The 21,678-nt window shown below is 72.4% G+C and carries 17 protein-coding genes; 7 read left to right on the forward strand and 10 right to left on the reverse strand.

Annotated elements, in window-relative coordinates:
* The first annotated feature begins 115 nt into the window (after window positions 1–115).
* Together IE185_RS10970 and IE185_RS10975 are read left to right on the forward strand one after the other, a co-directional pair.
* Window positions 116–1,594 carry an amino acid permease gene (locus IE185_RS10970; protein ID WP_189715134.1) on the forward strand — a complete coding sequence of 493 codons (1,479 nt, stop codon included), beginning with the start codon at window positions 116–118 and terminating at the stop codon, window positions 1,592–1,594.
* A 102-nt stretch (window positions 1,595–1,696) separates the two neighbouring features.
* Window positions 1,697–3,208 carry a glycosyltransferase family 39 protein gene (locus IE185_RS10975; RefSeq protein ID WP_189715069.1) on the forward strand — a complete coding sequence of 504 codons (1,512 nt, stop codon included), beginning with the start codon at window positions 1,697–1,699 and terminating at the stop codon, window positions 3,206–3,208.
* Here the strand turns inward: IE185_RS10975 and IE185_RS10980 are convergent.
* Window positions 3,166–3,579 (reverse strand): PIN domain-containing protein, encoded by a 414-nt coding sequence (locus IE185_RS10980; RefSeq protein ID WP_138899496.1) that lies wholly within the window; start codon window positions 3,577–3,579, stop codon window positions 3,166–3,168. The two genes, IE185_RS10975 and IE185_RS10980, sit on opposite strands and share 43 nt — an antisense overlap.
* A gap of 116 nt (window positions 3,580–3,695) precedes the next feature.
* On the opposite strand from IE185_RS10980, the gene IE185_RS10985 reads away from it, so the two are divergent.
* Entirely contained in the window at window positions 3,696–4,787 is a 1,092-nt protein-coding gene (locus IE185_RS10985) for a PLL family lectin (protein WP_189715071.1), read from the forward strand.
* Window positions 4,788–4,857: 70 nt separating this feature from the next.
* On the opposite strand, the gene IE185_RS10990 is transcribed toward IE185_RS10985, so the two are convergent.
* A complete protein-coding gene (locus IE185_RS10990; protein ID WP_138897400.1) occupies window positions 4,858–6,996 on the reverse strand; it encodes a 3-hydroxyacyl-CoA dehydrogenase NAD-binding domain-containing protein in 2,139 nt (712 codons plus the stop codon).
* Window positions 6,993–8,219: a thiolase family protein gene (locus tag IE185_RS10995; RefSeq protein WP_138897401.1), complete on the reverse strand. Its 1,227-nt coding sequence runs from the start codon at window positions 8,217–8,219 to the stop codon at window positions 6,993–6,995. The genes IE185_RS10990 and IE185_RS10995 overlap by 4 nt, the downstream gene beginning before the upstream one ends.
* Before the next feature lie 211 nt (window positions 8,220–8,430).
* Between IE185_RS10995 and IE185_RS11000 the strand changes: the two genes are divergently transcribed.
* Window positions 8,431–9,666, forward strand: coding sequence for an IS30 family transposase (locus IE185_RS11000; protein WP_138897402.1), 1,236 nt, complete (start codon window positions 8,431–8,433; stop codon window positions 9,664–9,666).
* 59 nt (window positions 9,667–9,725) lie between these two features.
* Here the strand turns inward: IE185_RS11000 and IE185_RS11005 are convergent, their stop codons facing one another.
* The 3 genes from IE185_RS11005 to IE185_RS11015 all read right to left on the reverse strand — a co-directional run bounded on the left by IE185_RS11005 (window position 9,726) and on the right by IE185_RS11015 (window position 12,747).
* Window positions 9,726–11,006, reverse strand: coding sequence for a ribonuclease D (locus IE185_RS11005; RefSeq protein WP_138897403.1), 1,281 nt, complete (start codon window positions 11,004–11,006; stop codon window positions 9,726–9,728).
* 179 nt (window positions 11,007–11,185) lie between these two features.
* On the reverse strand, window positions 11,186–11,848 hold the full coding sequence (locus IE185_RS11010) for a helix-turn-helix transcriptional regulator (RefSeq protein WP_028813689.1): 663 nt from the start codon (window positions 11,846–11,848) through the stop codon (window positions 11,186–11,188).
* A gap of 233 nt (window positions 11,849–12,081) precedes the next feature.
* The gene (locus IE185_RS11015; protein ID WP_138897008.1) at window positions 12,082–12,747 is read right to left on the reverse strand and encodes a DUF3000 domain-containing protein; all 666 of its coding nucleotides are present in this window, start codon (window positions 12,745–12,747) and stop codon (window positions 12,082–12,084) included.
* A 90-nt stretch (window positions 12,748–12,837) separates the two neighbouring features.
* On the opposite strand from IE185_RS11015, the gene hemE reads away from it, so the two are divergent.
* Complete coding sequence (gene hemE, locus IE185_RS11020) at window positions 12,838–13,908, forward strand: uroporphyrinogen decarboxylase (RefSeq protein WP_138897009.1); 1,071 nt, start codon at window positions 12,838–12,840, stop codon at window positions 13,906–13,908.
* Between the two features lie 46 nt (window positions 13,909–13,954).
* Here the strand turns inward: hemE and IE185_RS11025 are convergent, their stop codons facing one another.
* Both IE185_RS11025 and IE185_RS11030 read right to left on the reverse strand, forming a co-directional pair.
* Window positions 13,955–15,340, reverse strand: coding sequence for an FAD-dependent oxidoreductase (locus IE185_RS11025; RefSeq protein WP_138897010.1), 1,386 nt, complete (start codon window positions 15,338–15,340; stop codon window positions 13,955–13,957).
* Between the two features lie 45 nt (window positions 15,341–15,385).
* On the reverse strand, window positions 15,386–16,405 hold the full coding sequence (locus tag IE185_RS11030) for a DUF4349 domain-containing protein (protein ID WP_138897011.1): 1,020 nt from the start codon (window positions 16,403–16,405) through the stop codon (window positions 15,386–15,388).
* 129 nt (window positions 16,406–16,534) lie between these two features.
* Between IE185_RS11030 and hemG the strand changes: the two genes are divergently transcribed.
* Both hemG and hemQ read left to right on the forward strand, forming a co-directional pair.
* Complete coding sequence (gene hemG, locus IE185_RS11035) at window positions 16,535–17,962, forward strand: protoporphyrinogen oxidase (RefSeq protein WP_138897012.1); 1,428 nt, start codon at window positions 16,535–16,537, stop codon at window positions 17,960–17,962.
* 4 nt (window positions 17,963–17,966) lie between these two features.
* On the forward strand, window positions 17,967–18,698 hold the full coding sequence (gene hemQ / locus IE185_RS11040; protein WP_138897013.1) for a hydrogen peroxide-dependent heme synthase: 732 nt from the start codon (window positions 17,967–17,969) through the stop codon (window positions 18,696–18,698).
* A gap of 120 nt (window positions 18,699–18,818) precedes the next feature.
* On the opposite strand, the gene IE185_RS11045 is transcribed toward hemQ, so the two are convergent.
* Together IE185_RS11045 and IE185_RS11050 are read right to left on the reverse strand one after the other, a co-directional pair.
* On the reverse strand, window positions 18,819–20,423 hold the full coding sequence (locus tag IE185_RS11045; protein WP_138897014.1) for an alpha/beta hydrolase: 1,605 nt from the start codon (window positions 20,421–20,423) through the stop codon (window positions 18,819–18,821).
* A 262-nt stretch (window positions 20,424–20,685) separates the two neighbouring features.
* Window positions 20,686–21,678, reverse strand: coding sequence for a TIGR04222 domain-containing membrane protein (locus tag IE185_RS11050; RefSeq protein ID WP_189715073.1), 993 nt, complete (start codon window positions 21,676–21,678; stop codon window positions 20,686–20,688).

Consider the following 21,678-nt stretch of genomic DNA (forward strand, 5'->3'; position numbering starts at 1 on the left):
ACCGGTTCACTCACGATCATGACTGAAACTCGCTCACTTCAAGGTTGGGCGACAGCCGACAGTCGGAGGTACGCCGGTGAGTACGCAGCACGATCCAGGACCAGCCAAAGAGGGCATGTTCCGGACGAAGACCGTCGAACAGTCGATCCGTGACACCGAGGAGCCGGAGCACGAGCTCAAGAAGTCCCTCTCCGCGCTCGACCTGACGGTCTTCGGCGTCGGTGTCATCATCGGCACCGGCATCTTCGTCCTCACGGGCAAGGTGGCCAAGGAGACGGCAGGCCCCGCGACCGCCCTCGCCTTCGTCGCCGCCGGCGTCGTCTGCGCGCTCGCCGCGCTCTGCTACGCCGAGTTCGCCTCCACCGTCCCGGTGGCCGGTTCGGCGTACACCTTCTCGTACGCCTCGCTCGGCGAGGTGGTCGCCTGGACCATCGGCTGGGACCTGGTCCTCGAATTCGCGCTGGGCACGGCGGTGGTGGCGGTCGGCTGGTCGGGCTACGTCCGCTCGCTGATGGACAACATCGGGTGGAACATGCCCGAAGCGCTGTCCGGCCCGGAGGCATCGGACGGCTTCGGGTTCGACCTGCTGGCGTTCGTCCTGGTGCTGCTCCTGACGGCCATCCTGGTGGTCGGCGTGAAGCTGTCCGCGCGCGTCACCGCGATCGTGGTCGCGATCAAGGTGACCGTCGTCCTGATCGTCATCATCGCGGGCTCCTTCTTCATCAAGGCCGACAACTACTCGCCCTTCATCCCCGACGCCGTGACACCGCCCGCCGGATCGGGCTGGGACGCGCCCCTGGTGCAGCTGATGTTCGGTTACGAGCCCACCAACTTCGGCGTCATGGGCATCTTCACCGCCGCCTCGGTCGTCTTCTTCGCCTTCATCGGCTTCGACGTCGTCGCCACCGCCGCCGAGGAGACCAAGCTCCCGCAGCGGGACATGCCGCGGGGCATCCTCGGCTCGCTCCTCATCTGCACCGTGCTGTACGTCGCCGTGTCGCTCGTGGTCACCGGCATGCAGCACTACAGCGAGCTCTCGGTGAGCGCCCCGCTCGCCGACGCCTTCAAGGCCACCGGACACCCCTTCTACGCCGGCACCATCAGTTTCGGCGCAGCCGTCGGCCTCACCACGGTGTGCATGATCCTGCTGCTCGGACAGACCCGGGTGTTCTTCGCGATGAGCCGCGACGGGCTGCTCCCGCGCTTCTTCTCCGTCACCCACCCGAAGTTCCGCACCCCGTACCGCCCGACTATCCTGCTCGGCGTGCTGATCGCGATCATCGCCGGCTTCACCAGCCTCGAGGAGCTCGCGACGCTGGTGAACATCGGCACGCTCTTCGCGTTCGTCGTCGTCGCTCTCGGCGTGATCGTCCTGCGCCGGACCCGGCCCGACCTGCACCGCGCCTTCCGCACCCCGTGGGTGCCGGTGGTCCCGATCCTCTCGGTGGCCGCCTCGTTCTGGCTGATGCTCAACCTGCCGGCCGAGACCTGGCTGCGGTTCGGCATCTGGATGGCGATGGGCTACGTGGTGTACTTCGCGTACAGCCGCGGCCGCAGCCGCCTCGGCCGGACGGGCGACAACGCCAAGTACTAGGCGCCATCAAGCCACTTCCGGGCGGCGTCGTTTCTCCGGCACGGCCCCGGCTCCGTATGTCCCGTTTCGATGCGGACTGCGGAGCCGGATAGCTTGGCACGCATGCTCACGCGGCCGCCGATGCCCCCCTCGCCCGTGTCCGCGCCGGTACTGCCCCGCCCGAGGCGGCCCGCCGGCGCCCGGCCCGCCGCGCCCCCTTTCTGGCGGAGCCTGCTGCCCGCCCTGGCACTGCTGGCCCTCGTCACCCGCCTGCCCTCCTTCCGGCTTCCCCTGTGGAACCCGGACGAGGGCTATCTCGCCGTACAGGCACGGATACTGGCCGACGGAGGGGTGCTCTACGACACGGTCGTGGACCGCAAGCCGCCCCTGCTGCCCTGGCTCTACGAAACGGCCTTCGCGCTCTTCGGCGACCAGTCGCTGCTGCCGCTCCAGCTCTGCGCGGCGGCCGCCCAGCTGCTCACGGCCGCCCTGCTCGCCTCGATCGCCCGCCGCCGCTGGGGCGACGCGGCGGGCCGCACGGCAGGCGTCCTCCACCTGTTCGTCTCCATCGGGCTCAACCCGGAGGACGCCCAGGCGGCGACGTTCGAGGTCTTCATACTGCCGTTCACGGTGGCCGCCGTGTGGTGCGCCGACCGGGGCCGGTGGTGCGGCGCGGGTGTCGCGGTCGCGGCGGCGTTCCTGACGAAGCAGACGGGCGGCGCGGTCCTCGCCCCGGTCCTGTTCCTGCTGTGGCGACACGGACCGCTCCGCGGCCCCCTGTTCCGTACGGCCTTCGGCTTCTGCCTGCCCGTGCTGTACGCCGCCCTGCTCACCGGTCCGCACCGCTTCCTCTTCTGGACGGTCACCGGTTCGGGGTCGTACGCCTCCTTCACCGGCTCCGAACTCCACGTGCTCTTCCGGGGCCTGGCGAACACCCTGATCCTGTCCTTCGCCTGCGCCGGTCTCATCCCCCCGGTCCTGCGGGTCCTGCACGTCGCCAGGACCGGCGCGGCCGATCTGTGGCTGTGGCTCCTCGGCGCGGCGGGCGCGGTGGTCCTCGGCTTCCACTTCTTCGGCCACTACTACCTCCAGCTCGTGCCGCCGATCGTCCTGCTGGCCACGGCCGCGCTGCACGTCCTGCCGTGGCGGTGGAGGTCCCGGGCGTTCCTCACCTCGGCGCTCACCTGCACGGTGTTCCTGGCCTGGGGCCTGCTGGCGCCCCGGCCCGAACTCGCGCACGTACGGAAGGTGGCGCAGGAGGTGAAGACGCGGACGGAGCCCCGGGACCGGGTCCTGGTCTGGGGGATGCACCCCGAGGCGTACTGGCTGGCGGACCGGACCCCCGCCAGCCGGTACCTCACGGCCGGCCTGCTCACCAACTACAGCGGCGGCCGCAACGGCCCCCAGGTCGGCGAGAAGTACGCGATGGCGGGCGCCTGGCCCGTCTTCCGCGCGGAGATGGCGGCGCGGCCCCCGGCCCTGATCGTCGACGACTCGCGGGGCAAGCCCTTCGCCCCTGAGCGGGTGCCGACGCTGCGCAGGCTGCTGGCGGGCGGGTACGAGGAGCTGACGACGGTCGACGGGGCGGTGCTCTACGTGCGTTCCCCCTCGGCGGCCCCGGAGCCGCCGCGCTGAGGCCGTACGGTCCGAGGCCCCGCGCACCGCGCTCCGTACGCCTCCACACGGCGCCTGAGCTCCCGGTCGGCGGTGACGACGAGCACGGCGGCGCCCCCGCCCGTCGCCCCCGCGACCAGCTCGACGATACGGTCGTCGCCGCTGCCGGGTGCGGAGTCGACTTCTACGCCGGGCACGGAGGCGACGCCGCGGGCGGCGCCCTCCACGACGAGGAGGACACGGAGGGGGCCGGGGTGGCCGGGAAGGCCCTCGTCGGCGTACGTCCGCAGGTGGTCGCGAAGGCGCTCGGCGGCTCCGCGACGGTCGCGCCACCAGCCGTCGGGTACGGATCCGACGACATTGGCGGCGTCCACGACGACCAGAGTTCTCATACCATCCTCCTAGCGCGAGCGTATGGGGCCGGACGGTCGCCACCAGCCAAAACGCTATGCTTGTTCGATATTCCGGAGACCTGAGAAGCCGATGCACAGAAGGTTGCCCTGACGCCATGAGGCCGCGGAGCACGCGCAGGACCGAGCGAATTCCCCCGTCCCCGTCGGGCCCCCCGCCCGCGACCGGCCCCGGGACCAGCCGCTGGCTCCTGCGCGGCAAGGACGACCGGCTCACCGCCTACGCCCCCACCGAGGGCGGGCTGCTGCGCTGGACGGAGACCGCCCCCGGCGGTCCCGGGTGGACGGGCCCCCAGTTCTTCCCGGCCCCCGGCATCGAGCACCTGGTCCTCGCCCAGGGACCCGACGGATACGTGCACTTCGTCGGCCGCCGCCGCAAGGGCGACACCGTCGACCTCGTGCACGCGATCCAGTACCAGACGGGCCGCCCGCTGACCGCCTGGCACTCCCTCGGCAACCCTTACAAGACGGCCGAGCGCGGCCTCAAGGTCGGCGTCCCGGCCGCCACCGTCAACGCCGCCGGCTCGGTGCACGTCTTCGTACGCAACGCGGGACGCGGCATCCAGATGCGCCGCCAGGCCGCCAACGGCAAGTGGGAGGGCTGGAAGGACCTGAAGGGCAGCAAGACCCACGACGGCCCCACGGCGGTCGCCACGGCGTCCGGCACGGTGGAGCTGCTGGTTCCGGCGGAGGGCAGGACCCTGCGCTGGACGCAGGAGAAGCCCGGCGGCGATCTCGCACCGGCCGAGGACGTCCCGCTCGTCCCGGTGGTCGGCACGGTCACCGGCCTGGAGACCGCCGACGACCGCGTCACGTACTACGGGAACGACGCCGACGCCAAGGGCATCACCGCCCTGCGCCCCGGCGAGGAACCCGTCTCCCTCGCCGGCACGCCCGGGGACAGCCCCCTCGCCGCGCTGCGCGCCGCGATAGGCGGCCACGACTGCACGGTCCTGGCCCACCGGGGCGGCGACGGCCGGCCCGTGCTCGCGGCGTGCGTGACGCACGCCGAGGGCGACGGCGTGTGGTGGACCGCCACGGGCGAGGAGTGTCTCGGGGCGCCCGCGCTGGCGGTCGACGCGACGGGCCGCGTGGTCCTGGCGGTGATCGGCCGGGACGGGGCCCTGCACGTGGCCCGCCAGAAGCCGGAGGAGGACGGCCTGGCCCTGGCGGCCTGGACCCGCGTCTGAGAGCCCGCGCACACACAAGAGTGCCCGGCACACCAGGTGGTGTGCCGGGCACTCGTGCCTGCGGCGGAGGTTACGCGGGGACGCTCGCGATGCCCTGCGCCAGGAACTTCTTGCCGTTCACGCGCTCCGAGTAGCCCTCACGGTCCAGGTACGGCGTGATGCCGCCCAGGTGGAAGGGCCAGCCGGCGCCGGTGATCAGGCAGAGGTCGATGTCCTGCGCCTCGGCGACGACACCCTCCTGCAGCATGAGCCCGATCTCCTGCGCCACGGCCTCCATGACGCGGGTACGGACCTGCTCCTCCGTCAGGACGCTGTCGCCCTGCTTGAGGAGAGCGGCGACCTCGGGGTCCAGCTCGGGCTTGGCTGCATTCCCGGCGGAGTAGACGTAGAAGCCGCGCTTGCCGGCCTTGACGACCGCCGCCAGGTTCGGGGACACGGTGAAGCGCTCCGGGAAGGCGCGGTTCAGGGTCTCCGAGACGTGCAGACCGATGGCCGGGCCGACCAGCTCCAGCAGCACCAGCGGGGACATCGGCAGACCGAGCGGCTCGACGGCCTTCTCGGCGACCTCGACCGGGGTGCCCTCGTCGATGGTGTTCTGGATCTCGCCCATGAAGCGGGTGAGGATGCGGTTCACCACGAACGCCGGGGCGTCCTTGCAGAGCACGGCGGTCTTCTTGAGCTTGCGCGCGACGCCGAAGGCCGTGGCCAGCGAGGCGTCGTCGGTCTGCTCGCCGCGCACGATCTCCAGGAGCGGGAGGATCGCGACCGGGTTGAAGAAGTGGAAGCCGACGACCCGCTCGGGGTGCTTCAGCTTCGACGCCATCTCGGAGACCGACAGCGAGGAGGTGTTGGTGGCGAGGATCGCGTGCGCCGGGGCGACCGCCTCGACCTCCGCGAACACCTGCTGCTTGACGCCCATCTCCTCGAAGACGGCCTCGATGATGAAGTCGGCGTCGGAGAAGCCCTCGGCCTTGTCCAGCACACCGGAGACCAGGCCCTTGAGGCGGTTGGCCTTGTCCTGGTTGACGCGGCCCTTGGCGAGCAGCTTGTCGATCTCGGCGTGGACGTAGCCCACGCCCTTGTCGACGCGCTCCTGGTCGATGTCGGTCAGGACGACCGGCACCTCAAGGCGGCGCAGGAACAGCAGCGCGAGCTGCGAGGCCATCAGGCCGGCGCCGACGACGCCCACCTTGGTGACCGGACGCGCCAGCGACTTGTCCGGCGCACCGGCGGGACGCTTCGCGCGCTTCTGGACCAGGTTGAAGGCGTAGATGCCGCTGCGCAGCTCGCCGCCCATGATGAGGTCGGCCAGCGCGGTGTCCTCGGCGTCGAAGCCGGCGCCCAGGTCGCCGTCCTTCGCCGCCGCGATGATCTCCAGCGCGCGGTACGCCGCGGGGGCGGCGCCGTGCACCTTGGAGTCCGCGATCGCCTTGCCGCGCGCCACGGCCTGGTCCCAGGCCTCACCGCGGTCGATCTCCGGCCGTACGACCTGGAGCTCGCCGCGCAGCACGGACGCCGTCCAGATCAGCGACTGCTCCAGGAAGTCCGCGCCCTCGAAGAGCGCGTCGGCGATCCCGAGCTCGTAGACCTGCTTGCCCTTGAGCTGCTTGTTCTGGTTCAGCGAGTTCTCGATGATGACCGAGACCGCCCGGTCCGCGCCGATCAGGTTCGGCAGCAGGGCGCAGCCGCCCCAGCCCGGAACCAGGCCGAGGAAGACCTCGGGCAGCGAGAACGCGGGGAGCGCGGCCGAGACCGTGCGGTAGGTGCAGTGCAGGCCGACCTCGACGCCGCCGCCCATCGCCGCGCCGTTGTAGTACGCGAACGTGGGGACCGCGAGGCCCGACAGGCGGCGGAAGACGTCGTGACCGCCCTTGCCGATCGCCAGCGCGTCCTCGTGCCGCTTCAGCAGCTCGACGCCCTTGAGGTCGGCGCCGACCGCGAAGATGAACGGCTTGCCGGTGAGGCCGACACCGACGATGGAGCCCTCGGCGGCCTCCTTCTCGACCTGGTCGATCGCCGTGTTCAGGTTGGCGAGCGACTGCGGGCCGAAGGTGGTCGGCTTGGTGTGGTCGAAGCCGTTGTCCAGCGTGATCAGCGCGAACCGGCCCGCGCCCGACGGCAGCTCGAAGTGCCGTACGTGGGCGCTGGTGACGACCTCGTCCGGGAACAGCTCGGCCGCACCCTTCAAAAGCTCAACGGTGGTGCTCACTTGCTGCCTCCGGCGTCCTTGTGGTTCGGGTTCTCCCAGATCACGGTGGCGCCCATGCCGAAGCCGACGCACATCGTGGTGAGGCCGTAGCGGACCTCCGGCTGCTCCTCGAACTGGCGCGCCAGCTGCGTCATCAGACGCACGCCGGAGGAGGCCAGCGGGTGGCCGTAGGCGATCGCGCCGCCGTACTGGTTGACGCGGGCGTCGTCGTCGGCGATGCCGTAGTGCTCCAGGAACGCGAGGACCTGGACGGCGAAGGCCTCGTTGATCTCGAAGAGGTTGATGTCCTCGATCGACAGACCGGCCTTGGCCAGCGCCTTCTCGGTCGCCGGGATCGGGCCGTAGCCCATGACCTCGGGCTCCACACCGGCGAAGGCGTAGGAGACCAGGCGCATCTTCACCGGGAGGTCGTGCTCGCGGGCGAAGTCCTCGGAGGCGATGATCGAGGCGGTGGCGCCGTCGTTGAGACCGGCCGCGTTGCCCGCGGTGACGTTGCCGTGGACGCGGAACGGCGTCTTCAGGTTCGCCAGCGACTCCAGGGTGGTGCCCGGACGCATCGGCTCGTCGGCCGTGACCAGGCCCCAGCCGGTCTCGCCGGCCTCGGCGTTGGTGCGGCGTACGGAGACCGGCACCAGGTCCTTCTGGATCTTGCCGTCGGCGTACGCCTTGGCGGCCTTCTCCTGCGAGCGCACGGCGTACTCGTCGGTGCGCCGCTTCGTGATGCTCGGGTAGCGGTCGTGCAGGTTCTCGGCGGTCATGCCCATGAACAGGGCGGACTCGTCGACGAGCTTCTCCGACACGAAGCGCGGGTTCGGGTCGACGCCCTCGCCCATGGGGTGGCGGCCCATGTGCTCGACACCACCGGCGATGACGGCGTCGTACGCGCCGAAGGCGATCGAACCGGCCAGCGAGGTCACGGACGTCAGCGCGCCGGCGCACATGCGGTCGATGGAGTAGCCCGGGACGGACTGCGGCAGACCGGCGAGGATGCCCGCCGTACGGCCGAGGGTCAGGCCCTGGTCACCGATCTGCGTGGTCGCGGCGATCGCGACCTCGTCGATCTTCGCGGGGTCGAGGCCGGGGTTGCGGCGCAGCAGCTCCCGGATGGCCTTCACGACGAGATCGTCGGCGCGGGTCTCGTGGTAGATGCCCTTCGGGCCCGCCTTGCCGAACGGGGTGCGGACGCCGTCGACGAAGACGACATCCCTGACGGTACGAGGCACGATTGGCTCTCCTCCAGGGTGCGGGTGGCACTGCTGCACTTCGGGGTGTCCGTGGCACGCCGCGTGGGCGTGCTGCGTACCGCCATGCTACTTGCGGGTAACCAAGCTGCCCACCCCCCACGGCGGGAGCGGCGAACGTCACACGAAGAAGCCCCCGGCCGAGGACCTTGAGTTCTAGTGGTCGTTGCAACACCCCAGCTCGGGGGATGCGATGGACTTCAAGATCCGAGAGGACCGGAACGGGAAGGGGCGCCGTCTGACGCGTGAGCGGGAGGCATACTTCCAGCTCATGCGTCAGGGCTACAGCAGCAGGGAAGCCTGCCGGGTCGTTGGTATCAACCTGCGGACCGGCAAGAGATGGCGCAATGGCTGGCACTCGCCGCCCACGGGGAAGCCGAAGCCTCCGATCTATGTGGAGGCTTCGGCTTCCGGCCTGTCCAGGTACCTCCGCGAAGAGGACCGCATCTACATAGCCGACCGGCTGCGGGAGAAGGCGTCCATTCGCACGATCGCCGCCGAGCTGGGCCGCAGCCCGTCCACCATCAGCCGCGAGATACGCCGCAACGGCATGCCCCTGCGCGGCGACCACAACCGCTGGGCCTACCGGCCTCATGCCGCACAGCGCCGTGCCGAACAGCGACGGCCCCGCCCCAAGGCTGGCAAGATCGGGCAGAACCCTGAACTGCGCGAGTTCATCCAGCACAGCCTGACGCTCCGCTGGAGTCCGGAACAGATCTGCCACGCTCTGCGGGCACGATTCCCCGACCGGCCGGAGATGCACGTGGTCCACGAGACGATCTACCAGGCCCTCTACGTCCAGGGCCGCGGAGAGCTCCGCCGCGAACTCACCAAGGCCCTGCGGACCGGCCGAGCCCGGCGCCGGCTACACCGCCAGTCCTACAAGCGCCAGCCCCGCAGCATCCCGAACATGGTGATGATCAGCGACCGGCCCGCCGAAGCCGCCGACAGGGCGGTGCCGGGCCACTGGGAAGGAGACCTCATCATCGGCAAGGACGGCAGGTCAGCGATCGGCACGCTCGTCGAACGCACCACCCGCTACGTGATGCTCGCCCACCTTCCCACCGACCACAATGCGGCCAGCACCCGCGACGCGCTGGTGGAGAGCGTGAAGACGCTCCCGCCCCATCTACGGCGTTCCCTGACCTGGGACCAGGGCTCGGAGATGGCCTCTCACCAGGCATTCACCATCGCCACCGACATCCCGGTCTACTTCTGCAACCCTGCCAGCCCGTGGCAGCGGGGTTCCAACGAGAACACCAACGGCCTGCTGCGGCAGTACTTCCCCAAGGGCACTGACCTGTCCGCCCACAGCAGCGAGCGGCTGAACGCGGTCGCCGCCGAGCTCAACGGCCGACCACGCAAAACGCTCGGCTGGGAGACCCCAGCCGAGCGCCTGTCTAAACTGCTCGCCGCCACACGTCAGTGATCACGTGTTGCGACAACCCCTGGAATTCGCCGACGGCCGGGGGCGTGGCGCGGGGGCGGTCAGGTCGCCGCCGTGGCGGTCAGCGCCTGGGTGAGCAGCGGCGACACCAGCTCCACCTGCCACTGGCGTGCGCCGTACGACGCCAGGGCGGCCGCCACGGCCTCCGTGGTCGCGTCCTGCGGCGGCTCCCAGCAGACCCGGCGCACCGTGTCCGGGGTGATCAGGTTCTCCTGGGGCATGTTCAGCTCCTCCGCGAGCGCGGAGACGGCCGCCCGCGCGGCCGACAGACGAGCCGCCGCCGCCGGGTCCTTGTCGGCCCAGGAACGCGGCGGGGGCGGGCCGGTCACGGCCGCTCCGGGCTGCGGAAGCTCGGAGTCCGGCAGTGCCCTGGCATTGTCGACGACTCCCTGCCACTGCTCCAGCTGCCGGCGCCCCATGCGGTGGCCGAACCCGGGCAGCGCGGACAGCGCCTGTACGTTCAGCGGCACGGCCAGGGCCGCCTCGACGATCGCGGTGTCGCTCAGCACCTTGCCGGGCGACACGTCACGCCGCTGGGCGATGCGGTCCCGGGCGTTCCACAGCTCCCGCACGATCGCCATCTGCCGCCGGCGGCGCACCTTGTGCATGCCCGACGTACGGCGCCACGGGTCCTTGCGCGGCGGCGCGGGCGGGGCCGACGCGATGGCGTCGAACTCCTGGCGGGCCCACTCCAGCTTCCCCTGCCGGTCGAGCTCCTTCTCCAGCGCGTCCCGCAGGTCGACGAGCAGCTCCACGTCGAGCGCGGCGTAGCGCAGCCAGGGCTCGGGCAGCGGGCGGGTCGACCAGTCGACCGCCGAGTGCCCCTTCTCCAGGGCGTACCCGAGGACGGACTCGACCATCGCGCCCAGGCCGACGCGCGGGAACCCGGCGAGCCGGCCCGCCAGCTCGGTGTCGAAGAGCCGGCTGGGCACCATGCCTATTTCGCGCAGGCACGGGAGGTCCTGCGTGGCGGCGTGCAGGATCCACTCGCTGCCGGCGAGGGCTTCCCCCAGGCCGGAGAGGTCGGGACAGCCGACCGGGTCGATCAGCGCGCTGCCCGCGCCCTCGCGGCGCAGCTGCACGAGGTAGGCGCGCTGGCCGTAGCGGTAGCCGGACGCCCGCTCGGCGTCGACGGCCACGGGCCCGGTGCCGCGCGCGAAGGCCGCGACGACTTCGTCGAGCGCCTCCTGGGTGGCGGCCACCGGAGGAATGCCTTCACGAGGCTCCAGCAAGGGAATCGGCGCCGTCTCGACGTCGACCGGGGGAGCGCCCCCGGGGTTTCGCAGGTCTGGCTCTGCTGCGGTCTCTTGGGCGTCGGTCACGTGTAAAGGGTATCCGCACGAGCGAACGCCTGACCTGCACTCGTCCGCGAAGGTACGGGTGACCTGCGAGAACCAGTCCCGCCGCGATGCCGCCCGAATGCGGCCTTTCCGGGCGCCGCAATGGAGCGCGCCCGCCGAGGGAACGTTCCGTCGGCGGGCGCGGGAGGGGGAAGAACAGGTCAGTGGATGATTCCGGTCCGCAGGGCTACCGCGACCATCCCGGCACGGTCGCCCGTGCCGAGCTTGCGCGCGATGCGGGCGAGGTGGCTCTTGACCGTCAGGGCGGAGAGGCCCATCGAGACGCCGATCGCCTTGTTCGACTGGCCTTCGGCGACCAGTCTGAGCACCTCGACCTCGCGGCCGGAGAGCTCGCGGTAACCGCCCGGGTGGCTCGGGGCGCCCGGGGGGCGGCGGTGCATGCGTGCGGCCGCGGCGCCGATGGGGGCGGCGCCGGGGCGGGTGGGGTGCCCGATGTTGTTGCGCGTACCGGTGACGACGTAGCCCTTGACGCCGCCCGCGAGGGCATTGCGTACGGCGCCGATGTCGTCGGCGGCGGAGAGGGCGAGCCCGTTGGGCCAGCCCGCCGCGCGGGTTTCGGACAGCAGGGTCAGCCCGGAACCGTCGGGCAGGTGGACGTCGGCAACGCAGATGTCGCGCGGACTGCCGACGCGGGGGCGTGCCTCCGCGATGGACGACGCTTCGATGACGTCACGTACTCCAAGGGCCCACAGATGGCGGGTGACGGTGGAGCGGACGCGCGGGTCGGCCACGACGACCATGGCCGTCGGCTTGTTAGGGCGGTAGGCGACCAGGCTTGCGGGCTGCTCGAGGAGAACGGACACCAGGCCTCCTGGGGGAGTGGCGGAACTCGCCGGCTCGGGGTGAAGCCGGGGGGGAACCGTGCTGAAGGGTCATCAACCTCTTCGGCAGCAGTGGCGCTCGCCTTTAGGGAAAGATCACGATTTGGTGAGTAACAATTCGGGCAATTCGGACGCGCGCTCGATCATGTGATGAATAGGCGGTCGGAGAACACGAAAGAGGGCGCGCCTCACGGGCGCGCCCTCCGTGCCACCTGCTACGGCGCCTGCGGACCCCGCCGCTGAGGCAGCGACACCACACCGGCGTCCACCGGACCGGCCCCGTGGCCGTTCACCGGCGGCAGCCCGGCGATCTGCGCCAGCAGATCGCACCAGGCCGCCAGGTGCGCCGCCGTGTCCGGCACCCCGCCGCGCCCCTCGCGGGGCGTCCACGACGCCCTGATCTCGATCTGCGTCGCGGGCCTGCGTTCGGCGAGCCCTCCGAAGTAGTGCGAACCGGCGCGCGTCACGGTGCCGCTCGCCTCCGCGTACGACAGACCGCGCGCCTCCAGCGCGCCGGTCAGCCACGACCAGCTCACGTCGGGAAGCAGCGGGTCGGCGGCCATCTCCGGCTCCAGCTCCGCCCGTACGAGCGTCACCAGCCGGAACGTCCCGTGCCAGGCGTCGTGCCCCGCCGGATCGTGCAGCAGCACCAGCCGCCCGTCCGCGAGGTCCTCGTCGCCGTGCACCACCGCCGCCTCCAGCGCGTACGCGTACGGCGCCAGTCTCTGCGGCGGGCGGGTCGGGTCCACCTCCACCTCGGGGCGCAGGCGCGCCGAGCGCAGGGCTTCGACCGCCTGACGGAACGCGGGCGGGGCGGAGTCGCCCTCCGCGCCGCCCCTGTCGTCAGCATCATCCGAAAGTCGTCCCTGAGCCGGAGCCATGCGGGGAAGAGTAGGCGGAACGCGGGCTTCGCGCAGGGAAGGACACCCGCCCCGCGACAACCGCTTCGGCCCGCGTGCGAAGATTTGGGCGTGAGTGCCAATGACCGCCGCCCCGTGGGCAGCCCGCAGAGCCAGACGTACGACTCGGCCTTCCTCAAGGCGTGCAGGCGCGAGGCGGTGCCGCACACGCCGGTCTGGTTCATGCGACAGGCGGGGCGCTCGCTGCCCGAGTACCTGAAGGTGCGCGAGGGCATCCCGATGCTCGACTCGTGCATGCGGCCCGAGCTGGTCACCGAGATCACGCTGCAGCCCGTGCGCCGTCACGGCGTCGACGCGGCCATCTTCTTCAGCGACATCGTGGTGCCGCTGAAGGCCATCGGCATCGACCTCGACATCAAGCCCGGCGTCGGTCCGGTGATCGCCGAGCCGATCCGCACCCGCGCCGATCTCGCCCGTCTGCGGGACCTCACGCCGGACGACGTCACCTACGTCACCGAGGCGATCGGAATGCTCACGCGTGAGCTCGGGTCCACTCCGCTCATCGGATTCGCGGGCGCGCCTTTCACTCTCGCGAGTTACCTCGTGGAGGGCGGTCCCTCGCGCAACCACGAGCACACCAAGGCCCTGATGTACGGCGACCCGCAGCTGTGGGCGGATCTCCTCGACCGGCTCGCCGAGATCACCGGCGCGTTCCTCAAGGTCCAGATCGAGGCCGGCGCGTCCGCCGTGCAGCTCTTCGACTCCTGGGTCGGCGCGATCGCCCCCGCCGACTACACGCGCTCGGTGATGCCCGCCTCGGCGAAGGTCTTCGACGCGGTGGCGTCGTACGGCGTGCCGCGCATCCACTTCGGCGTCGGCACGGGCGAACTGCTCGGCCTCATGGGCGAGGCCGGCGCGGACGTCGTCGGCGTCGACTGGCGCGTCCCGCTCGACGAGGCGGCGCGGCGCGTCGGCCCCGGCAAGGCGCTCCAGGGCAACCTCGACCCCGCCGTGCTCTTCTCGACGCCGGACGCCGTCATGGCGAAGACGGACGAGGTGCTGGACGCTGCGGCGGGGCTGGAGGGGCACATCTTCAACCTGGGCCACGGTGTCCTGCCGACGACCGACCCCGACGCGCTGACCCGCCTCACCGAGTACGTCCACACGCGCACGGCGCGCTGAGCGCGGCCCGGCCGCCCCGCGGGGTGATCCCCCGCGGGGCCGTGGCCTACGCGCCCGCCTCCCGTACCGCCGCCACCGCCTTGCGGGCCGCGACCAGGACCGGGTCCCACACCGGGGAGAACGGCGGCGCGTACCCCAGGTCCAGGGCCGTCATCTGCTCCACCGTCATGCGGGCCGTGAGGGCGACCGCCGCGATGTCGACCCGCTTGCCCGCGCCCTCCCGGCCGACGATCTGGACGCCCAGCAGCCGGCCCGTACGCCGCTCCGCGAGCATCTTGACCGTCATCGGCGACGCGCCGGGGTAGTACCCCGCGCGGCTCGTGGACTCGATCGTCGCCGTCACGAACCGGAGCCCCTCGGCCCGCGCGTCCTTCTCGCGCAGCCCGGTCCGCGCGATCTCCAGGTCGCACACCTTGCTGACCGCCGTGCCGACGACCCCCGGGAACGTCGCGTAACCGCCGCCCACGTTCGAACCGATCACCTGGCCGTGCTTGTTCGCGTGCGTGCCGAGCGCGATGTGGCGCCGCCGGCCCGAGACGAGGTCGAGCACCTCGACGCAGTCGCCGCCCGCCCAGATGTTCTCGTGGCCGGTCACGCGCATCGACAGGTCGGTGACCAGCCCGCCGTACGACCCGACCGGCAGCCCCGCGTCCCGCGCGAGGGCCGTCTCGGGCTCCACGCCGATGCCCAGGACCACCACGTCCGCCGGGTAGGTCTCCCCGTCCGCGGCGACCGCCCGGACGCGGCCGTCGTCGCCGGTGAGGATCTCGGTGACCTCGGCGCCCGAGACCGTGGTGATCCCCATGCCGTTCATCGCGTCGTGGACGAGCCGGCCCATGTCCGGGTCCAGGGTGGACATCGGCCGCTCGCCCCGGTTCAGCACGGTCACCTCGAACCCGCGGCCGACCAGCGCCTCCGCCATCTCCACGCCGATGTACCCCGCCCCGACGACGACCGCGTGCCGCCCCGTCGTCCGCTCCAGCGTGTCGATCAGCGCCTGGCCGTCGCCCAGGGTCTGCACCCCGTGCACGCCCGGCGCGTCGATGCCGGGCAGGGCCGGGCGCACGGGCCGGGCGCCGGTCGCCACGACCAGCTTGTCGTAGCCGGTCCACGACGCGGCGCCCGTCTCCAGGTCCCGGGAGCGGACCCGGCCGCCCGCCGGGTCGATCTCGGTGACCTCCGTGCGGACGCGCAGGCCGATGTCGCGCGCGCGGTGCTCCTCGGGCGTACGTGCGATCAGGTCGTCCCGGTCCGGGACCGCTCCGCCGACCCAGTACGGGATGCCGCAGGCCGAGTACGACGTGAAACGGCCGCGTTCGAAGGCGACGATCTCCAGCTCGTCCGGGCCCCTCAGCCTGCGGGCCTGCGACGCGGCGGACATGCCCGCCGCGTCGCCGCCGATGACCACCAGTCGTTCCGCCGCCGCTGCCATGCGTGTCCCCTCGGTAGATCAGTGCTCCGCAGGACACGCTAAGGGCTACTCCCGCGGACCCGGCTTCTGCGCCGGCTCCCCGGCCCCGGCCGCCGGGAACGGGGCGGCCACGGCGCCCATGCCGGTGGCGGGCGCGGGCACGGCCGTCCGCCGCTGCGGGAGCCGGCCGCGCACCAGCCGCCACAGCATGTACAGCAGGGCGAGCGTCGCCGCGAACGGGGCCACCGCGCCGAGCGCCATCGCGACCCACTTCAAGGTCGTGACGAACGCGTCCCAGCCGCCGGCGAGCGCGTCCACGAAGCCCGGGTCGTCGTCCTTGTCGCCGGCCTCCGCGGCTTCGGGCTCGGAGAGTTCGAGGGTGATGGTCGCCATCGTCGTACGGTCCTTCAGCGACGCCTGCCGTGCGAGCAGCGCCTCCAGCTCTGTCTGACGGGTGTTCAGCTCGCCCTCCAGCATGACCACATCGCTGATCCGGGTGGCCCGCTCCATCATGTCCCGCACCCGCGCGACGCTGGTGCGCTGCGACTTGATGCGGCTCTCGACGTCCACCACCTGATCGGTGACGTCCTTGGCCTCGGCCTTGCGGTCGAGCAGTCTGCCGGTGCCCGCGAGCTCCTTGAGCACCGCGTCGTACTCCTCCTGCGGGATGCGCAGCACGATGCGGGAGTAGACGTGGCTGTCGTCGATCCGCTCGGTGCTCTCGTTGCCGACGACACCCCCGGCGTTCTCGGCCGCCGTACGGGCCGTGGCGAGCGCCTTCGTGGCGCTGGGGACCTCGACGGAGAGCGTCGCGGTACGGATGACGTGGTTCCTCGCCAGCGGTGGCTTCTTCGTCCCGGCCTGCTCGGAGGGCTTCTGCGCCTCGGCCGCCGAAGCGGCGTCCGCCCCGCCGCCGGGCGCCCGCTGCGCCTGCCCGCCCTTGTCGTCGGCCGCGCTGACGCCCTTGTGGGCGCTGTCGCCCCCGCTGTCACCCGCCCCGCAGCCGGCGACCGCGAGTGAGGCGGTGAGCAGAGCGGCCGCCAGGGCCTTGGAAGAGCGGTGCCCGGACACCTGTGCTGCGCGCATGTCGGTTCCCCCCGGAACGTCGTGGTGGCTGTTGCCGGTTCGACGTGCGGGGCGGGGGAGGGGGTTTCCCCTTTCCGGTCCCGAAGTGGTCACGGTCAGGACTCGTTTGCGGTTTGAGAGAGTGGACCCATGAACGTGGAATCTCGTACGGGCCGTGTCGTCGTCATCGGTGGCGGCATCTCCGGACTGGCCGCCGCCCACCGGCTGGTCGGCGCCGGCGCGCGCGTCACGCTGCTGGAGGCGACGGACCAGCTCGGCGGCAAGCTCCTCGCGGGCGAGATCGCGGGCGTGCCCGTCGACCTGGGCGCCGAGTCGATGCTGGCCCGGCGGCCCGAGGCGGTCGCCCTGGCCCGCGCGGTGGGGCTCGCGGACCGCCTTCAGCCGCCCGCCACCGCCACCGCGTCGCTGTGGAACCGGGGCGCGCTGACCCCGATGCCCAAGGGGCACGTGATGGGCGTGCCCGGCGACCCGGAGGTGCTCGGCGGCATCCTCTCCGCCGAGGGCCTCGCGCGGATGCGGCGCGAGCGCGAGCTCCCGCGCACCGAGGTGGGCGACGACATCGCGCTCGGCGCGTACGTCGCGGCCCGCCTCGGCCGGGAGGTCGTCGACCGGCTGGTGGAACCGCTGCTGGGCGGCGTGTACGCCGGTGACGTGTACCGCACCTCGATGCGCGCCTCCGTGCCGCAGCTCTTCGAGGCGGCGCGGACGTACGACTCGCTCCTCGACGGGGTGCGGGACATCCAGCGCGGGGCCGCCGCGAAGCAGCCGGCCGGGCCCGTCTTCATGGGCATCGAGGGCGGCATCGGCACGCTCCCCGACGCCGTCGCGGACGCCGTGCGCGCCGGGGGCGGCGAGGTCCTGCTCCGCACCCCGGTGATCGGGCTGACGCGTGGCGCGGGCGGCTGGCAGGTGCGTACCGACGAGCGGGTGATCGAGGCGGACTCCGTCGTCCTCGCGGCCCCCGCCTGGGCGGCCTCCGCGCTCCTGTCCGCCGAGTCACCGGCCGCGGCCGCCGAGCTGTCCGCCGTCGAGTACGCGTCGATGGCGCTGGTGACCATGGCGTTCCGCCGCAGCGACGTGGCGGCGCTGCCGGCGGGATCGGGGTTCCTGGTGCCGCCCGTGGACGGGCGGACGATCAAGGCGTCGACCTTCTCGACCCGCAAGTGGGGGTGGGTGGACGCCGCCGCCCCCGACCTGTTCGTCCTGCGCACCTCCATCGGCCGCTACGGCGAGGAGGACCACCTGCACCGCGAGGACCACGAATTGGTGGACGTGTCCCTGCGCGACCTCGGGGCCGCCACCGGTCTCGCCGCCCGGCCCGTCGCCACCGAGGTCACCCGCTGGATCGGCGGACTGCCGCAGTACCCCGTCGGCCACCCCGACCGGGTCGCCCGGGTGCGGGCCGAGGTGGCGAAGCTGCCCGGGCTGCGGGTGTGCGGGGCGGCGTACGACGGGGTCGGCATCCCCGCGTGCGTCGCGAGCGGACAGCGCGCCGCCGAAGAGATCATGCTCACCCGGGACCCGGCGCGAGGCACGGATCACGAGGCGGGAGAATAGGGACATGACTGATGCTCCGGAGACTGTGACATCCCCCCGAGGCGCCAACGCCGGCAAGAAGGCGAAGGACCTCAACGACGTCATCCGCTACACCCTGTGGTCCGTCTTCAAGCTGCGCGACGTCCTGCCCGAGGACCGTGCCGGCTTCGCCGACGAGGTCCAGGAGCTGTTCGACCAGCTCGCCGCCAAGGACGTCACCGTGCGCGGCACGTACGACGTGTCGGGGCTGCGCGCCGACGCCGACGTCATGATCTGGTGGCACGCGGAGACCGCGGACCAGCTCCAGGAGGCGTACAACCTCTTCCGCCGCACGAAGCTGGGCCGCGCGCTGGAGCCGGTCTGGTCGAACATGGCGCTGCACCGCCCCGCCGAGTTCAACAAGTCGCACATCCCGGCGTTCCTCGCCGACGAGACGCCGCGCAACTACGTCTCGGTCTACCCCTTCGTGCGCTCGTACGACTGGTACCTGCTGCCCGACGAGGACCGTCGCCGCATGCTCGCCGACCACGGCAAGATGGCGCGCGGCTACCCGGACGTGCGCGCCAACACCGTCGCCTCGTTCTCGCTCGGCGACTACGAGTGGCTGCTGGCGTTCGAGGCCGACGAGCTCTACCGCATCGTCGACCTCATGCGTCACCTGCGCGCCTCCGAGGCCCGCATGCACGTGCGCGAAGAGGTGCCGTTCTACACCGGCCGCCGCAAGTCGGTCGCGGACCTGGTCGCCGGCCTCGCCTGACGCCCCTCGGCCGGGCCCGGGGGGGCACCCCGGGAGCCCCGGCACCGGCCGGCGCGAGCCGGCCGCAGACCTGGTGGCGGGCCCGCCCGAGCGGCGGCCCGCCACCCCAGACCCGGAAGATCAGACAGTGGGCGCCGGCTCCTTCGCCACGGCCCGCTCGTCCAGCGACACCGGGTTCGGCTCCCGGTGCGGCGCGCAGTCCGCGCGCCGCACCGGCGTCCGACCGGTCAGGAGGTACCTCTCCAGATGACCGTTGACGCACGCGTTCGCCCCGCCGCCGATCCCGTGCGTGCCGGCGTCCCGTTCGGTGACCAGCACGGAACCCGCCAGCCGCCGCCGCAGCTCCAGCGCGCCCGGGTACGGCGTCGCCGCGTCCCGCTCGGCGGCCAGGATCAGCGTCGGGGGCAGCTCACCCGGCTGCGTACCGACGTCCAGGGGTTCCTGGCGCGGAGCGCTCCAGTACGCGCACGGCAGGTTCATCCACGCGTTGTCCCACGTCTCGAAGGGCGCGCGCGCCGCGAGCAGGCTGTTGTCGCGGTCCCACACCCACCACTCGGTCGGCCAGGGCGCGTCGTTGCACTCGACGGCGGTGTAGACGGCCTTGCTGTTCTCGTCGTCGCGCGCCGACCCGGGCCTGGGTGACGCCTGCTCGATCAGCGGCTTCGGGTTGCCCTTGAGGTACTCCGACAGCGCTGTGGCGCGCATCGCCCAGTAGTCGTCGTAGTAGCCGGCGCTCAGCAGCGCCGACTGGAGCTCGCCCGGTCCCACCTTGCCGCCCGCCGGCTCGCGGGCCAGTGCGGCCCGCACTTTCTCGTAGCGGGCGAGGACCTCGTCGGGCGTGCTGCCCAGGTGGTACGTCCGCTCGTGCTTGGCGATCCAGGTGCGGAAGTCCTTCCAGCGCCCCTCGAAGGCGAGCGACTGGTCGAGGTTGTTGCGGTACCAGATCTGCCCGGGGGCCGGGTTGACCGCCGAGTCGAACACCATGCGGCGGACGTGGGAGGGGAAGAGCGTCGCGTACAGCGCGCCGAAGTAGGTGCCGTACGACGCGCCCATGAAGGTCAGCTTCTTCTCACCGAGCGCCGCCCGCAGCACGTCCAGGTCGCGGGCGTTGTTGAGCGACGTGTAGTGGCGCAGCGCGCTGCCCGCCCTGCGGGCGCAGCCGTCGGCGTACGCCTTGGCGCGGGCGATCCGCTCCTGCTTGTACGCGTACGAGGGGTACGTCGGGGCCTCGCTGGGGGCCTGGACGAGCTCCGACGGCTTCTGGCACGACAGCGGGGCGGAGCGGCCCACGCCGCGCGGGGCGTAGCCGACGAGGTCGTACGCCGCTCCGGTCTTCTTCCACTCGGGCAGGACACCCGCCATGGGGAAGAACATGCTGGAGGCGCCGGGGCCGCCGGGGTTGTAGACCAGCGCGCCCTGGCGGGCGGCCGGCTTCCCGGTGGCGCGGGCGCGGCTGACGGTCAGGGAGATCCGGCGGCCGGTGGGGTCGGCGTAGTCGAGGGGGACCTCGACCGTGCCGCACTTCACGTGCGGGGGCAGGCCCTCCGCCTTGGGACAGGCGCCGAAGGCGATGCCGGCGGCGGCCGCGCGCTGGGCGGCGAGCGCGGTGCCGCGCGCCTCGGCGGAGGCGGGGGGAGCGGCGCTGCCCGCGGGGGCGGCGACGAGAGCGGTCAGGACCAGGGAGCCGACGGATGCCAGGGTCCCGTACATCGCCAGTGCTCTCATCGCGTTCCCTTCGTACAGGTGTAGGACAAAAGGGATACTTGGCGGGGGAGTTGGCGAAGTAAAGCACCGGTGGGCGGTGTCGGCTCATTGACCCCCGACGAGTCGCGCGGGCGGCACGCGGGTGCGGACCGTCGACAGCGCGTGCGGGCGGGAGGCCGGTGGCGCGGTGACGGAACGTAGGGTCGTGGCCGTCAACGGCCGCCGCTGTGCGCCGGGTTGACGGCCCGTTCCGTGAGGCCGCGCGGCGTGGGGTGGCCGCCGGTCAGGAGCTGCTGCCGCAGCTGGAACCGGAGCTCGATCCGCAGCTCGATCCGCTGCTGCTGCTGCAACTGGACCCGCCGCCGCCACCGCTGCCGCAGCCCGAGCCGCCCGACCCGCCCGACCCGGAGTCCGCGCCGCCCGAGCCGCCGCAGCTCGCGTGGCCGGAGGCGGAGCCGGCGCACCAGACCAGCGCCCCGGCCAGGTAGGTGCTGTCGTTCGCCCCGCTCGGCGACGACGGGCGCGGCCGGCCCGGTGTCAGCCGGGCCGCCGTGCGCAGCTGGTCCTGGAGCACGGGGTCGGGCAGCGCCCGCAGGCCGTGCACCGCGACGAGGTGGGCCGGGCCGGTCCGGTCGGGGTGCGCGAAGGCGTACGCCGCCGCGGCCGCCCTGCCCGCCGGGGTGACACGGGCACCCGCCCTGCCCGCGTTGACGGCGCCGAACACCAGCCCCGTGATGAGGGTGGGCAGCACCAGGGCGAGGAACACGCCGACGGACGCCCCGGCGACGCCCGCGGCGACCGCCGCCACGACGGAGGCCGGCAGCCCGATGACGCAGACGACCGCCAGGACGGTGCCGCCCGCCCGCCACCTGCGGCCGGCCGCGGGCGGGACCATCAGGCCGCGGAACGCCAGGCCGTCGCCGATCTCCTGCACCGCCGCGTTGCCCATCACGGCGTGCCGCAGGGTGTGCAGCGCGCCGTTGGGGGCGGCGGCGAGTTCGGCGAGCACGGCTCGCTCCACCGGGTCGTGGGCGACCGCGCTGCGCGCGGAGGCGATGCCGGGACCGCCGATGGCGAGGCGGCCGTCGGAGTACATCGTGGTGAGCGCGGTGTCCACGGCGCGGGAGGGGCCGCCGTTCAGGAACGCGACCTCCATGAGGTCGAGGGCCCCGGTGTCTCCACCGCCCGCGCCCCGGTGGAGGGCGGACACACCCCGGGTCAGAGCGACGCAGGACGCGGCCACGGCGAGCGTGATCAGCACAGCGAGAACGGTCAT

The organism is Streptomyces chryseus, from assembly GCF_014650755.1.
Classification (GTDB): Bacteria; Actinomycetota; Actinomycetes; order Streptomycetales; family Streptomycetaceae; genus Streptomyces; species Streptomyces chryseus.